The organism is Rhizobium sp. USDA 3886 (assembly GCF_056279785.1).
The window spans coordinates 163,083-177,083 of sequence record NZ_JBWCDC010000002.1 but is presented as its reverse complement, the minus strand read 5'-3'; the positions used below and the strand labels follow the sequence as shown (position 1 = coordinate 177,083).

Here is a 14,001-nt window from a genome sequence, read left to right as displayed (position 1 = left end):
GCGGCTATCTGACTGACGAACCGTCCGCTCGTCGTGTCGCCGTCGATCTCCGATCAGATGTCTTCAATTCCGTGTTGAGACGGTTCTCGAAAGCGCGGCCGATGATCGTCCTCGGTTTAATCGAAATAGAGGATGGGCGAATATTCAATACCGCCGTTGTTGTGAAACGCGGGGTCGTTGTCGGTCACTATCGCAAGCAGCACCTTCTCGATGGCGAGCGGGCGGTGTTCGACGCGGGAAATGAAACCCTTGTCTTGGAAGTCGATGGCCTACGTTTCGGGATCAACATCTGCTACGACACCAACTTTCCCGAGGCGGCGCGGAAGGTCGCCGATCTTGGGGCATCGCTGATTGTGATGCCACGGCAGAGGGCGCAAGTTTTCAAGGATTTGCACAATGCCGTACGAGCCGATCGATGCCAAGAGACGGGGTTGTGGCTCGTGTCCTCAGATGTCACCGGCGAGCGCGATGGGCGGGTTGCCTGGGGACCAACTGCTATTTTGAATCCTGAAGGTGAAGCTGTGGCGCAACTACCGCTTGGCGAACCAGGATTGCTGTGCTTCGATATTCCCTGCGGCGATTGTCACCGATAGCGCGTCGAAAGGTCTCGACAGCCGTGGTGACGGCCTCCACCGTTACGAAATCGAGGCTGACCGGCTTCTCGCAGAAGATCGCTTTGCCGGCGCGGGCGGCTTGAAGGAGCAGCCCGGCATGCGTATCGGTCGAGCTGGCAATGACGATCCCGTCGACCGACGCGTCGGAAAACACGGTATCGGCCGAGACGATGTCCGCCCCGATCCTTACCGCAAGACCGGCCCGCTGCTCGCTTGCGACCGGATCGACGAGGTACTTTACTCGCACCGAAGGCAAGCTGGCGGCATTCAACGCATGCACATGCCCGATACGACCCGCGCCGAAGACAGCGAGATCCGTCATTGATTGCCTCCCATTCTCGGGCGGCGTCGTTTCCGCCTCCATCCCGTTGCCTGCAGATTAGCCGAGTGTTACTGAAGGAGAACGTCAATTTTGAAGAGATTTCTTCAAACGGAGAGCGGGCGATGGGAAAGCCGACGGCGCGGGATCTGGCTGCTGCGGCAGGGGTGTCGCTGTCCACGGTCGACCGAGTTCTCAACAACCGCGGCGCAGTAAGCGAGGACAAGGAACGTCGCGTGCTCGAATATGCGCGCAAGCTTAAGATCGACCGGGCGATGAATCAGCGAGCCGCACGCACCCTTCGCATTGCCGTGTTGATTCAGTCACGCACCAATCCGTTTCACGCCGCGGTGCAGGACAGTTTTGAAGCCGCAAATAGAGATTTCCTCCAATATAATCTTCAGTTTCAAGTCCACCACATCGATCCAACGCGGCCGGCGGCGACGGTCGCCCTCACAAATGCACTCTCCTTGCGCTGCGATGGACTGGTCATTGTCAGCCCCCAGAACGAGGACATCGCAGCCGCCCTAAGGGCATTCGGCCAGAACGGAAAGCCTGTCATCACACTGGCGACCGATATTCGTGATGCCGAAAGATACGCTTATGTTGGACCAGACAACAGGAAGGCAGGCCGTGTCGCCGGCGATTTGATGGGGCGCCTGCTTGGTAAGGAAGGGGGTGAGATCGTCGTCATCTCCGGCATGCTCAGCATGATTGGCCACGAGGAGCGCGAGATGGGTTTTCGCGCGGTGTTGCGCGAGCGCTATCCCCTGTGCAAGGTGGCAGAGGTCCTAGAGAGTATGGAGCGGGGGGAAAGGGCAGGGGACCTCGTCTTTAATGCCTTGATAGGCAACCCTCGCATTCGAGGCATTTACAATGCTTCCGCGGGAGCGCGATCGGTGGCCAGCGCGATGAATGCTCTCGGGAGGAGGAGTGACATCGTCTTCATCACGCACGAATTGACTGACGAGCGCCGCCAATTGATGCGCGAAGGCATGATCGACGCAATCATCGACCAAAATCCAGTAGTTGAGGTGCGAACTGCAGTCGAAGCGCTTGCCGCATATTTTCGGAGAAAAGATGAACCTCCGATCTCGCTGATGACGCCTATTCAGGTTCACATGATCGAGAATTGTTGACGAATTGTACATTATACATTCGTAGCGGGCTTGGCGCAGGGGCGGCTTCACGGTGTGCCCACGATATGTCCAGCCAAGTGGAATGGGCTTGCCACCACAGTGCCGGCCGCATCCAAGACAAAAGCACCAACGTCGCCGACGGTCGACCGCCTGCTGCTTTCAAACGTGGCAAGCTGTGCGCCGAACTTGGCAAGCGACGCGTACCGATCGTCTCGTCATGTGCGGAAGCAACGAACCGCAATGCCTGCTCTCAGGCTGAGATGCTCTGACCAGATCTTTTCAGTGCGCCGTTTTTTTGGACCGCGCTTTTTCGGTCTTAACCATGAGTGATCGACACTTCCACCTACCCGCTTCGATCTCCTTGGACATGACGTCCAGAATAAGGTCGCGAATATAGATCGCCGAGCGAGACGGTGGTGTGTCCCGACGCTCGCACAGATAAAGCGATCTTGTAAGTGAAGGGTTGACGATTTCGCGCCCGATGACGCCCGTTGCAAAGACTCCATGTTCCAAGTTTGCACGCGTTGCCAGCATGACGCCAAAGCCCTGATTTACGAAGAGAAGCGCAGCCGCCACATTTTCGGAATAGAACGCGGCGTTGTGTTCCAGCCGTTTCTGGATGTCGGTATCCTCAGGGGTCGGCCTGCCGCGACGCCCCTTCTTGGTGAGCACATAGTGCATCGTCAGGAATTCTTCGAAAGACAGGGGAGTGGCGGGGTCCCCGACAAGTTCGGGCAGTCCGACGCAGATCATTTGTTCTTCAAGCAAGGGCTTCACAGAAAGCCGTGGGTCACGTGGCGGATTGTATGCCAGCGCCAGATCGACATCCGCCGCGATGAGCCTCTCTATAGTCATGCCAGATACGCTTTCGGCGATGTCTATACGCAGTTGCGGCTGTTCTTCTTCTAACCGGACCACCATCGGCATTGCCGCGCCCAGAACAGCCGAAAATGCCATCCCGATTATGACATGGCCCGAAAGCTTTTCGGTCTGGTCGCGCATGTCGCTTTCGGCATTCTCGAAGGCTCGCAGGATTGCAGATGCATGCGAATAGAAATGTTGACCTGCCGGGGTTGGAATCACGCCTCTGGAGGAGCGTTCGAACAGTGGCTGCTTCAGGCTGTGTTCCAAGTTGGCGAGGTGATGGGCAATAACTGAGGGGGCACTACGCTCGATCTCTCCTGCACCTACGATGCTTCCAGCTTCGTAGACCGCCTTGAAAATACGAATCTGACGGATGTCCATGGCAACACTCTCTAAAAACCTGAGATCAACTCGCTAGACTATGTAATTCCTCAGTGTCGCGATGTCAGCTACCTTCTTATTAAGAGGAGAGTTACATGTCAGCTACGTTTCGTCCCTTGGAGGGCATTCGCGTCGTCGAGATGAGCCACATGATTATGGGCCCGTCCTGCGGCATGTTCCTCGGCTATCTCGGTGCGGAGGTCATCAAGGTCGAACCGCCCCAAGGCGACAAGACACGGACGCTGACCGGCATGGGGCGCCCGATGTTTCCGCTCTTCAACCGCGGTAAGAAGTCTGTGACCATCGATGTCAGGACCGAAGCGGGGCGGCAGGCCTTGGAGCGGCTGCTCTCGACGGCAGACGTGTTTGTCGAAAACTTCCGCGACGCCTCGCTGGTCAAGGCTGGGGTAGATGCAGAAACACTGCGCAAGAAGTTTCCGCGTCTGATCTTTGCCGCGTGCAAAGGGTTTTTATCCGGTCCGTACCAGAACCGGACGGCGCTGGATGAGGTCGTCCAGATGATGACTGGTCTTGCCTATATGACCGGCCCAACGGGCATGCCGCTGCGTGTTGGATCGTCGGCCAACGACATCATGGGCGGACTTTTTGCCGCGTTCTCCGTGCTTGCGGCCATTCTGGATCGCCAGAGCAGCGGCAACGGACACGAGATGCGCATCGGTCTTTTCGAGAACTGCCTCCTGCTTGTTGCGCAGCACATGGTACAGTTCGAACTGGAAGGGAAAAACCCGCCTCCGATGCCGGAGCGTGAATTTTCCTGGCCGGTCTACGACATCTTCGCCGACAAGGACGGCAAGCAGATGTTTGTCGGGGCGGTTACGGAAGGCCAGTGGGCGACCATCTGCCGCCTGCTGGACCTCGACCATCTGCTGACGGATCCGCGCCTGCAAACGCGCATGGACCAGATCAACGCCCGCAGTTGGACGATTCCGCTCGTTGCCGAGAAGATCGCGCAACACAGCGTGCAGGAATTGGAAACGCAATTCGAGGCAGTAGGACTGCCGTTCTCTCCGATTTCGAAGCCTTGCGACATGTATGACGATCCACATGTCATGCGCCCAGGCGGTATCGCGGTGTCATCCTATGAAAACACCACGTTCCGGGCGCCCGCGCTGCCTTTTGAGGTCGACGGCACGATGTTGACGGGTGGCGGCGACGTGCCCACCGTCGGCATGGACAATGCCGAAGTGCTGGGGGCACTGGGACTGACCATAGCGGAAGTCGAGGCGGCGACCGGCGTCAGCAAGGAAACCGCATAATGGACGCGCGACGCCTTTTCCCGGTGGATCAGGTCGTCCTGAGAGAAGTCGGTCTCCGCGACGGTTTGCAGCTGACCAGGCACTATCCGACGACACAACAGAAGCTGGATTGGCTAAGCCGCGAATATCGCGCGGGCGTACGGCACTTCGAAGTCGGCTCTTTCCTGCCCAGCACCCGCTTTCCGCAGTTTGCGGACCTCCGTGAGTTGATCGACGCCACGAGCCGACTGGAAGGCGCTTACGCGACGGCATTGACCTTGAACGAGCGTGGCGTCGCAGATGCGCTGGAAACGCAGGTCGACGAGATGATCTTCGTCGTTTCCGCCACCGAAAGCCACAGCATGGCGAACACCCGGCGGAGCCGCGCGGAAGCGATCGAGATGCTCGCGCGGATAGATGCACAGCGCCGTGCAGGGCGCTCTGATCTTCCTGTCTTGACGGCCGGGATAGCCATGTCCTTCGGCTGCTCGCTGGAAGGCGAGGTGAACCCGCGCGACGTGATCGATATCTCGGAACGCGCGATCAAGGCGGGTGCCGATGTTCTGGCAATTGCCGATACCGTAGGATTTGGCGGCCCGGCGCAAGTGGCGTGGATGGTCCGCGAATTACGGCGCGCTCTCGGGGATGACCAGCCGATCGCCATGCATTTTCACGACACGCGCGGGCTTGCCCTCGCAAATTGCGCGGCGGCATTGGACAACGGCATCCGCGTTCTTGACGGTTGCCTCGGCGGACTGGGTGGATGCCCCTTCGCCCCCGGAGCGACCGGAAACACGGTCTTCGAGGATATGGTTTTCCTCTGCAAGACGATGGGTTTGCAAACCAATATCGATATTGACGGCCTTCTGGCTGCGCGCAAGGTCGTCGCTGCCTCGATGCCGGACGAACCGCTGCACGGGGCCCTGGCGCGTGCAGGTCTGCCAAAGGTGTTGGAGGACGCCTGAGACCAGACTGAATGAACATCATTGGAGGAGTAAGATGAAGAACTTCGTAATTCCAGTGTTTGGTCTTGCCGCTATGTTGGCAAGCCCCGTCATGGCGCAAGATTATGTCATGCGCATCAGCCACCAGTTTCCGCCGACACACCACACGGCGATCCGTCTGGATAAGTTCGCCAAGGACGTGGAGGCCGCCACCGACCGCGCGGTTGACGTCCAGATCTTCGGTGCCGGGCAGCTTTACAAGCCGCAGCAGAACCATGCTGCGGTGGCCTCGGGCGAGATCGAGGCCGCTGCCATCGTGAGCCTCCAATGGGGCGGCACCATCCCCGAGATGGCGGTTACGGTGATCCCATATCTGATCTCCTCGCCCGAGGCGCAGAAGAGCTTCATCGGCTCCGAAGCGTCGGAAATCCTTGATCGCAAGATGGCCCAGCGTGGCGTCCAGAACATCGGCTGGATCGTCGATACCAACGATCTGATTTTCACATCCTCAAAAGGGCTGATGATCAAGCCGGAAGACTTCCAGGGCGTTAAGATCCGCGGTTTGACACCGCTATTCGACAAGGGTCTGGAAGCTTTGGGCGCTACGCCGGTCCAGCTTCCGGGATCCGAGGTATATCAATCATTGCAAACCGGCGTGATCGACGCAGGTATCACGGGTGTGTCCGCTGCCTTCAGCCGCAAGTTCTACGAAGTGCAGGACTATGGCACGGCCTCGCCCATTTTCATCGCTTTTGACAACCTGGTCGTGAACCCCAAATGGTGGGGCGATCTGCCGCAAGACATCCGCACGGCCATTCAGACCTCTGCGGATTCGGCGGTGGAAAGCTCCATCATCACGCGTGAGGGGGTGAACCCCGATGACGTCACGGCGCTGACCGGTGCAGGAATGGAAGTTCACGTCCTGAGCGGCGAGGAAATCTCGGTACTGCGTGACATCATGCAACCGGCCGTGAAGAAAGCCTTCTTGGCCGAAACGGGCCAAGATGGCGAAAAGCTTCTCTCCATGATCAGCCCGCGATAAGTCATCATGGCGGGACTTGATCACAAAGCAGGTGGCCAAGCCTGGCCTGTCTCGGCGTCACCGGCCCTGCGGACATATCAGCGTGGCGTCACGCTGATATGCAACGCCGCTTTTTCCGTAGCGACCATGTTGGTTCTGGTTGACTTTTGTTTGCTGGGAATTTCGGTCGTTGCAAGGTATTTGGCCAACACTCCGATCACCTGGGCAGACGAGCTCGTCGCGTTATCCCTGACGGCAATCACTGTTCTAGCTGCGCCACAGGTGCTGCTGGACAAGGGTCACATCGAAGTGGACATCGTGACGGAACTGGCCAAGGGACGCCTGTCTTTTCTTATCCGGTTGTGGTCTTCCTTGGCCGTTTGTCTGACGGCCATGCTTTTGATCTTTAACGGTTGGTCCCTGGCGATGTTCTCGCGCATGATCGGTCTGCTCACCGAGGGGCACTTGGAATTGCCGCTCTGGATGCTCCAACTGTTGATGCCGCTCGGCGGCTTCCTCCTGCTCCCCGTTGTCATTCTTCAGTTCTGGCAGGCAGTCTTCGCTTGCAACCACCCAGAGACTGAGGCGGTTCATGAACCCGCGGTGCTGGATTAGGAACGGAACGAACAAGATGATCATTATCGTTATTTTGGCCACTCTGCTGGTTTTGTTGTTCACCGGCCTGCCCATCTTTGCCGGTCTGACTCTGTATGGCGGCGCGCTGCTGTTGCTGACGCAGGGGAATCTGGGACCGGTCACTGATATCGTCTTCCACGAGATCAACCGCTATCTGCTCGTGGCCATTCCACTTTTCAGCTTCATGGCCAACATCATGATCAAGGGTAAGGTGGTCGACGATCTGTATGACGCGGCCTACACCTTCACCCGGCACCTGCCGGGCGGACTGGCCGTGGCGACTATTCTGGCGTGCACGGTTTTTGCGGCGATCTCGGGCTCCAGCGTTGCGACGGCCCTGACAGTCGGCGCGGTCGCAATCCCGCAGATGCTGCGCTTTGGCTACGACGAACGCTTTGCCTATGGTGTCGTTGCGGCGGGGGGCACTCTTGGCATTCTCATACCTCCATCGGCACCGATGATCCTCTACGGTGTGGCCACCGATACGTCGATCGGCGGTCTGTTCATGGCGGGCATCGTACCCGGCTTCATGTTGGCCGGGATTTTCATTCTTTGGGCAATCTTCCGCAACGCGACGGCAGGCACCATCAAGCGTGAAAAGATGGCGAGCCTCGGCGAACTGGCAAGGGCGGTGAGGAAGTCGTTTTGGGCCATCCTCATGCCCGTCTTTGTCCTTGGCGGCATGTATGCCGGTATTTTTACTGCAACCGAGGGCGCAGCAGCCGGGGCATGGCTTGCGTTGGTGATCACCATTTGCATCTATCGCACAGTCGGATGGCGCGAGATCTGGAGTTCGGCCGGTGAGGCCGCGCGGATGTCCGGCATGCTGTTCATGATCCTGGCAGGTGCGACCGTCTTTAGCCACGTGCTGACAAAGATGCGGGTACCGCAGCAAGTGGTCGAGACATTAGTCGCGGCAGACTTCGGGGCCTTCGGCTTCGTGTTGATCATGATGATCATGGTCCTGATCCTGGGCATGTTCCTGGAATCGGTTGCCATCATCCTGATTACGGCCCCTGTGATCCTGCCGGCCATGATCCATCTGGACATCAACCCGATCTGGTATGGCATCCTGCTTGTCGTCAATCTTGAACTTGCCATGATCACGCCGCCGGTGGGAATGAACCTATTTACCATCAAGGCAATAACGGCGGCACCCATGGGCAGGATCGTCAGCGGCGCGGCGCCATATGTGATCCTGATACTCTTGTTTCTGGGCCTGCTTATCGCCTTTCCCGACATCGCACTTTGGCTTCCCGAACGCCTTTTGTGACACCTGTTTGATTGGAGACCGAAATCGTGGCCGCCTATGCCCTGGACGATCAAAGCCCCACCCTGCCCGAGACCGGATCGTTCTGGATTGCGCCTGGCGCGCACGTCATCGGTCGGGTGGTTCTTGCCCGCGACTCAAGCGTCTGGTTCGGCGCGGTCCTGCGTGGCGACAACGAGGTGCTGGAGATCGGCGAAGGAACGAACATTCAGGAGCACGTGATGGTCCATAGCGATCCAGGCTATCCCGTGTCCATCGGCCGCCATGTCACTGTCGGGCACCGCGCGATTGTGCACGGGTGCACGATCGGGGACAACACTCTGATCGGGATGGGGGCAACGGTGCTGAACGGCGCCCGGATCGGCCGGAACTGCCTGATCGGGGCCGGGGCACTGGTGACGGAAGGGAAGGAGATTCCGGATGGCTTGTTGGTCATGGGGGCACCGGCCAAGGTCGTGCGCGCCCTGGACGAGGCCGCGATTGAAGGGCTGGAGATTTCCGCCCAGACCTACATCCGCCACTGGAAACGCTTCATCACTAAACTGAAAGAGATAGATACCAAATGAACGACCGGGCAGATGGTTTCCGTCTGGATGGGCGCATCCTGATCCTGGGAACTGCGCCGGGCGCGGTCGAGCATCAATTGGCCGGGCAGGACCTCACCTTGGCTGAGGCGGGGCCGCTGCGCGACAAAATATCGACAAACGAGATCACCCCGCTGCCAGCACTGCTTCATTACGGAAAGGCACTCGCTCGCGAATCCCATACCGGAACCCGGATCGGCAACGACACGCCGCTGGTTCAAGGCGTCTTTGAGGATCGCGCTGTCATTGTGCTGGTGGCGGGGTACGCTATGGCGAGGGGTCATCGCGCGAACATGCGCGGTTGTCAGAGTATTTGGCCGGTGTTCGATTGATCATCGCGGCAAGCTTCGAGCGGATCTACTGGCAGAATTGCGACAGTATAGGGCTGCTGGCCTCTGCCGATACGGGGTCTTTGACCTTAGTCCTAAGAACCACATCAGCGAGCTCGCCTGGTTGAGTTCCAAAGAGTGCGGTTTCGGCATTGAAGCTGGGTGAGTGAGTGGAGACATTGCCCCGCTTCGCAGGCCTTTCGCGCTACTCGATGATGGAATGACTGTTGCACACCCAATCTGCGGTGGTTTGTTGCTTTCCGGTAGACGCCGGTCCGCAACACGATCTCTTCGTGTTGCGAATCGAGAATAGCGTGCTGTTGCGTTATCGAAGCGGTGCAAACGAACGGTTCATCGCCACGCGGTCCTCGTGAGTCGCGTCCGGCCCTAGCGTTGCCATCTTGCTCTTGAACACCGGCCATCTCGTGGGTGCCTCACCCTCAACTGCAGCGTCGAGCGCCTTGCGCATGGTGGGGGCGTCGAAGTCGCAGCAATATCCGGGTGTCAGCGGCTGCTGCCTCCAGGATTCGGCGAGCGATCCACCGTCGACCGGATCGAACCCAACCTCGTTCGCTATTACCATGGCGATCTTCTTCGCGGCGTCGTCGTCTCCTGCGACCGCCACGGCCAGACGACCGGGTGTACCCTCGGGCTGGCCCAGTTCCGCCAGGGAATACGCAAGGATGTTGTTGAAGGCCTTGATGATGGGGCGACCGATCTGTCTGGAGACCCAGACGCTTTCCACCTCGCCTGCGTCGAGGTCGGCGATCTGCGGGTCACGTAGGCCCGGATAGTAGTTGCTGGTATCGATGACCGGGACGTTGGCAGGTAGGTCCTTGAAGAGGTCCTTGGGCAGGTTTTCGATGGCGAGAAGCGGAATTGAAAGGATGACCGCGTCCGCGCCGGAGATCGCGCCCTTCGTGTCCGTCGCAGTGGCTCCGATCTCGTCGGCGAATGGCCTGACGGCGTCGGCTCCCTTCGAGTTCGCCACCCAGACCTCATGTCCCGCTGATGCGAGCTTACGGGCGAGAGTGCCACCGATGTGGCCAATTCCGATAATGCCGATTTTCATGCTGGTGCTCCTGTTGTGCTGCCTACCAAGATAATGGATACTGCGACTTCAACAAGAACCGACAGATAAGTGGGTTACCCACTAAAAGGTAAGTATGGCGCAGGACCGAGAGTGGAGATGCGGAGACCCGCAGCAGCAGCGCAAGTGGGCGGACGCGACGACGGACGCCCTGCGGGTCCTCGAAGGCAAATGGAAGATCGTCATCATCTGCCAACTATTCGGAGCCAAGGAGGCCCTTCGTTTCTCGGAACTCGAACGACGGTGCGAAGGCGTGAACCAGAAGATGCTCATCCAGCAACTCAAGGAGCTGGAGAAGGACGGGATCGTGACACGTACCGTCTATCCCCAGGTGCCGCCAAAAGTGGAGTACGCGCTGACGGAGATGGGCAAGGCCCTGGGGCCGTCCATGGCCGAACTCATCGACTGGGCCTTCATGCGAAGGGAGTGGGTGGCGGGCGAACTCACACCGTGAGCCATCGCTAGTTCTCGTCGAACCGGAGCGCCGTGGTTCGCTGCAAGCTCGCCGGAGCCGCCAAGACAATCTCGTTGATGAGAGCGATGTCGCCGACGAGAACGACGGTCTCTATGCCGCGAGTTATAGCGGCGGAGAAGGCGATGTGCTCCCATCCGACCGGTGAGGTGTGGGTCAAGAGATCGTCCGGGACGATTTCGCCTTGCGAGCGCAGGTGCGCCACGGCGTCGGCCATATAGATCGAGTTCCAATAGACGATCGCCGCGGTGACGAGGTTCAAGCCCGACGCCCGGTATTGCTGGGCCTCATGGCTGCGGTCTATTACGCGTCCCTGTCCGAACGTGTAGACGGCCTGCGCCAGAGCATGGCGCTGCTCGCCTTTGTTGAGCCCGGCGTGGCATCGGCGGCGCAGCACCAGATTCTCCAGCCAGTCGAGCATGAACAAGGTCCGCTCGATCTTGCCGATTTCCTGGAGGGCGATATCCACCTGGTTCTGGCGCTCATAGGCGGCAAGCTTCCGTAACATCACCGAGGGCGCGACATGGCCGGCCTTGAGCGAGGCGACAAGCCGCATGACGTCATCCCAATGCTCGCGGATGACGTCGGCGCGGATGCGTTTTCCGAGAAGCGGCGCGATCGTCGGGTAGCTCGCGGGGTGGTCGATCGGGATCAGCCGCCGGTCCGGAAAGTCACGCAGTCTCGGGCAAAAGCGGAAGCCGAGCATGGCGCAGAGTGCGAACACATGATCGGTGGCGCCGCCAGTGTCGGTGTAATGTTCCATGATTGAGAGATTGCTTTCATGGTGAAGCAAGCCGTCGAGGACATAGGGCGCCTCGTGCGTCGCCGCCGAAATGACCTTGACGTGATAAGGGCCGTGCTGGTCGGAGATATGAGTGTAGAAGCTGAAGCCCGGATCAACGCCGTAGCGGGCGTTGATGTCGCCGCCCGAGGCGCCGCGCTTTCCGCCGCGGAAGAACTGCCCGTCCGAGCTTGACGTCGTGCCATCGCCCCAGGCCCGGGCGATCGGCAGACGATGTTGGGCGTTGATGATGGTGGCGACCGCTGCCCGATAGGTATCTTCGCGGACATAGGCATCCTGCGTCCAGATGAGTTGATCACGCGTCACACCCTGGCTGGCGGCTGCCATCCGGGAGAGCCCAAGATTAGTGGCATCGGCCAGAATGGCGGCGAGAAGTGCGCTCTCGTTGGGGCAGCGTTCGCCGGTGCGCAGGTTTGTGAAGGCGGCCATGAAGCCGGTTTCGCGAGCGACCTCGTGCAGGAGTTCGGTGATGCGAATGCGCGGCATCATCGCATCGAGCCGATCGGCGAGCGCTTCCGCTTCGGAGGGAATCGCCGTCTTGACCGGCGAGATCTGCAGCCGATCCTCGACAAAGCGCACGCCTTCGAGCTCGTCCCGTTTGACGCGCTGCGCAAACTTCTTCAGCCGCCAGTCGAGCTCGCGGCCACGTTGTTGGAGCCATTCGTCGGCGGCCGTTGGCAGCCGAGTTCGGCAACGATCGGCGCGGCGGCAGGCTCCGGCAGGAGATAGCTGTCGAAACGCCGATAGGCGGCAGATCGCTCGACCCAGACGTCGCCCGAACGCAGCTTGTTGCGCAGGTGAGCGAGCATCGCGGTCTCGTAGAGCCGGCGATTGATCTTGCCATCCGGCCCGATCACGAGTTTGCGCCACTCCTTCTTGAAGGGCATCGGCGCATCGGGCGGCACATCTCGTTTGCCCGCTCTGTTGAGATCGCGAAGCAAATGAATGCCGGCGAGGGTCCGGGCGCTTCCCCGTCCGGCCTTGAAGTCGAGCACTTCGATCAGCGCCGGCGCGAACTTTCTCAGCGTCGCATAGCGGTCCACCGCTACCACGAGCGGATCCACGTCCGCCGTTTCGGCGAGCGCTGCGACTTCGGGTCTAGCCTTGAGCAAGTTCACCCAGCCGACGGTCTCGTCGATCGCCTCAATCGGATCGGAGTCATTGTTGAGAGCGGTGGAAAGTGCGTCGATCGTCCCGTGAAACAAGCGCATCAGTCGGCCGACATCCTTGGCGGTGGCAGCGTAGTGCCGGCTTTGTTTGTTCTGGGCACGGCTGAAGGCATTGCCGATCAGCTTGTCGGCCAAGCCAATGGCGGCGTCCGTCAGACGTTCTTCCAGATCGATCAGGCAAGCGACCAGTGTCGCGCGCCGGCGTGGCGTCGTGTAGCGTTCGAGCAGATAGGCTGGAGACGCGCGACCCTCGCGCACAAACTGTCGATATCGGTCGGGATGCACGGCGGCGCTCAGTTTCGCCGGAATCCCGATTTCCCTTACCATTCGCAGGCGCTCGAGGACGTCGCGGACGTGATCGGGCTTCGCAGTCGCCGGGATTGCCTTGAGCCACGTGAGCGGTATGGCACCCTTGGTCGCATCGGGGATCAGTAGGGCATCGAGCGCGTTCAGTTGTTCCGGCCGAAGACCGGAGAGAAGCGCATGAGCCGCCTGTTTCCTGGCGGGCGCCCGGCCCGCTCAATCGTCGAAACCGCAGGGAGGAGAATTTTGGCCTCACGCAGCGCGTCAATGATGCCGGCGGCGATCACGATACCCTTGTCGGTTGCCCAGGCAGCCTTAGCAGCCGCCTCAATCATGAACGGGATATCTGTCCTGGCCGCCCCGCGAAGCTCATACGCGCCCGCGAGCTCACGGGCGTGATCCGTCATCGTCTGTTCCCGACCCGCGTAATCCGCGAGGGCAATCGCTGATATGTCGAGCTGCTCGGCGACGAAGGATACCAGTTCTTCGGGAAGCCCGGCGGAGCTCTGAAGAATCTGAGCGAGGGTCATGCCAGGGTGTCGAAACAGCGCAAGCTGTAGGGCAACGCCGAGGCGATTGCGGTCTTCCCGCCGCAGCCGGATCTGGTCGATCTCGTTCGGCTCAAGCGTATAGAGCCGGACCAGGTCATCCCGGTCGATCGGGATTCCCAGCAGTTGTTCCCGCTCGGCTTCGCTCAGCAGTTCGTGCTTGCGCATAGGCGGTCCTCTCGGCGTCCATAAAAGGCTTCACGAGTTCCTGGACAGACTGGAATAAAGAGACATATTCTGTGGACGGAATCGAATCCGTG

Annotated in this window: 13 protein-coding genes and 2 pseudogenes; 11 read left to right on the top strand and 4 right to left on the bottom strand. The window is 59.7% G+C overall.

The features are described 5' to 3' along the window. Positions 1-2: 2 nt before the first annotated feature. A pseudogene (locus ACZ9BX_RS21055) lies at positions 3-593 on the top strand (carbon-nitrogen hydrolase family protein); the annotation flags it as partial. Here the strand turns inward: ACZ9BX_RS21055 and ACZ9BX_RS21050 are convergent. Further along, the gene (locus ACZ9BX_RS21050; RefSeq protein ID WP_165928370.1) at positions 496-936 is read right to left on the bottom strand and encodes a Gfo/Idh/MocA family oxidoreductase; all 441 of its coding nucleotides are present in this window, start codon (positions 934-936) and stop codon (positions 496-498) included. The pseudogene ACZ9BX_RS21055 and the gene ACZ9BX_RS21050 overlap by 98 nt on opposite strands. Before the next feature lie 65 nt (positions 937-1,001). Here ACZ9BX_RS21050 and ACZ9BX_RS21045 point away from each other — a divergent pair, with 65 nt between their 5' ends. After that, positions 1,002-2,072, top strand: coding sequence for a LacI family DNA-binding transcriptional regulator (locus ACZ9BX_RS21045; protein ID WP_245505984.1), 1,071 nt, complete (start codon positions 1,002-1,004; stop codon positions 2,070-2,072). Between the two features lie 279 nt (positions 2,073-2,351). On the opposite strand, the gene ACZ9BX_RS21040 is transcribed toward ACZ9BX_RS21045, so the two are convergent. Further along, on the bottom strand, positions 2,352-3,317 hold the full coding sequence (locus ACZ9BX_RS21040) for a LysR family transcriptional regulator (protein ID WP_132568887.1): 966 nt from the start codon (positions 3,315-3,317) through the stop codon (positions 2,352-2,354). Positions 3,318-3,412: 95 nt separating this feature from the next. Between ACZ9BX_RS21040 and ACZ9BX_RS21035 the strand changes: the two genes are divergently transcribed. The 8 genes from ACZ9BX_RS21035 (at position 3,413) to ACZ9BX_RS21000 (ending at position 9,485) form a co-directional block, all read left to right on the top strand. Then, entirely contained in the window at positions 3,413-4,594 is a 1,182-nt protein-coding gene (locus ACZ9BX_RS21035) for a CaiB/BaiF CoA transferase family protein (protein WP_132568888.1), read from the top strand. After that, positions 4,594-5,538: a beta/alpha barrel domain-containing protein gene (locus tag ACZ9BX_RS21030; protein WP_087003479.1), complete on the top strand. Its 945-nt coding sequence runs from the start codon at positions 4,594-4,596 to the stop codon at positions 5,536-5,538. The genes ACZ9BX_RS21035 and ACZ9BX_RS21030 overlap by 1 nt, the downstream gene beginning before the upstream one ends. A 109-nt stretch (positions 5,539-5,647) precedes the next feature. Beyond that, the gene (gene dctP, locus ACZ9BX_RS21025; protein WP_165928371.1) at positions 5,648-6,559 is read left to right on the top strand and encodes a TRAP transporter substrate-binding protein DctP; all 912 of its coding nucleotides are present in this window, start codon (positions 5,648-5,650) and stop codon (positions 6,557-6,559) included. A 6-nt stretch (positions 6,560-6,565) separates the two neighbouring features. Further along, positions 6,566-7,153, top strand: coding sequence for a TRAP transporter small permease (locus ACZ9BX_RS21020; RefSeq protein ID WP_087003485.1), 588 nt, complete (start codon positions 6,566-6,568; stop codon positions 7,151-7,153). Between the two features lie 16 nt (positions 7,154-7,169). Continuing rightward, positions 7,170-8,447, top strand: a complete 1,278-nt coding sequence (locus tag ACZ9BX_RS21015; RefSeq protein WP_087003488.1) for a TRAP transporter large permease — start codon at positions 7,170-7,172, stop codon at positions 8,445-8,447. A 26-nt stretch (positions 8,448-8,473) separates the two neighbouring features. Beyond that, positions 8,474-9,010 carry a gamma carbonic anhydrase family protein gene (locus ACZ9BX_RS21010; protein ID WP_087003490.1) on the top strand — a complete coding sequence of 179 codons (537 nt, stop codon included), beginning with the start codon at positions 8,474-8,476 and terminating at the stop codon, positions 9,008-9,010. Further along, positions 9,007-9,360, top strand: coding sequence for a hypothetical protein (locus tag ACZ9BX_RS21005; RefSeq protein ID WP_087003493.1), 354 nt, complete (start codon positions 9,007-9,009; stop codon positions 9,358-9,360). The genes ACZ9BX_RS21010 and ACZ9BX_RS21005 overlap by 4 nt, the downstream gene beginning before the upstream one ends. Further along, a complete protein-coding gene (locus tag ACZ9BX_RS21000) occupies positions 9,330-9,485 on the top strand; it encodes a hypothetical protein (RefSeq protein WP_087003496.1) in 156 nt (51 codons plus the stop codon). The genes ACZ9BX_RS21005 and ACZ9BX_RS21000 overlap by 31 nt, the downstream gene beginning before the upstream one ends. Positions 9,486-9,682: 197 nt before the next feature. Here ACZ9BX_RS21000 and ACZ9BX_RS20995 read toward each other — a convergent pair whose 3' ends face one another. Then, positions 9,683-10,468, bottom strand: coding sequence for an NADPH-dependent F420 reductase (locus tag ACZ9BX_RS20995; RefSeq protein ID WP_281029999.1), 786 nt, complete (start codon positions 10,466-10,468; stop codon positions 9,683-9,685). Positions 10,469-10,523: 55 nt separating this feature from the next. Between ACZ9BX_RS20995 and ACZ9BX_RS20990 the strand changes: the two genes are divergently transcribed. Then, positions 10,524-10,901: a winged helix-turn-helix transcriptional regulator gene (locus tag ACZ9BX_RS20990; protein ID WP_087003502.1), complete on the top strand. Its 378-nt coding sequence runs from the start codon at positions 10,524-10,526 to the stop codon at positions 10,899-10,901. Between the two features lie 7 nt (positions 10,902-10,908). Here the strand turns inward: ACZ9BX_RS20990 and ACZ9BX_RS20985 are convergent. Then, positions 10,909-13,909: pseudogene (locus tag ACZ9BX_RS20985) on the bottom strand (Tn3 family transposase). Between the last annotated feature and the right edge of the window lie 92 nt (positions 13,910-14,001).

Excerpts from the sequence above, each read along its gene's own strand:
- ACZ9BX_RS21050 (WP_165928370.1), bottom strand. The coding sequence starts at position 936 with ATGACGGATCTCGCTGTCTTCGGCGCGGGTCGTATCGGGCATGTGCAT.
- ACZ9BX_RS21040 (WP_132568887.1), bottom strand. The coding sequence starts at position 3,317 with ATGGACATCCGTCAGATTCGTATTTTCAAGGCGGTCTACGAAGCTGGA.
- ACZ9BX_RS21035 (WP_132568888.1), top strand. The coding sequence starts at position 3,413 with ATGTCAGCTACGTTTCGTCCCTTGGAGGGCATTCGCGTCGTCGAGATG.
- ACZ9BX_RS21030 (WP_087003479.1), top strand. The coding sequence starts at position 4,594 with ATGGACGCGCGACGCCTTTTCCCGGTGGATCAGGTCGTCCTGAGAGAA.
- dctP (WP_165928371.1), top strand. The coding sequence starts at position 5,648 with ATGCGCATCAGCCACCAGTTTCCGCCGACACACCACACGGCGATCCGT.
- ACZ9BX_RS21020 (WP_087003485.1), top strand. The coding sequence starts at position 6,566 with ATGGCGGGACTTGATCACAAAGCAGGTGGCCAAGCCTGGCCTGTCTCG.
- ACZ9BX_RS21015 (WP_087003488.1), top strand. The coding sequence starts at position 7,170 with ATGATCATTATCGTTATTTTGGCCACTCTGCTGGTTTTGTTGTTCACC.
- ACZ9BX_RS21005 (WP_087003493.1), top strand. The coding sequence starts at position 9,007 with ATGAACGACCGGGCAGATGGTTTCCGTCTGGATGGGCGCATCCTGATC.
- ACZ9BX_RS20990 (WP_087003502.1), top strand. The coding sequence starts at position 10,524 with ATGGCGCAGGACCGAGAGTGGAGATGCGGAGACCCGCAGCAGCAGCGC.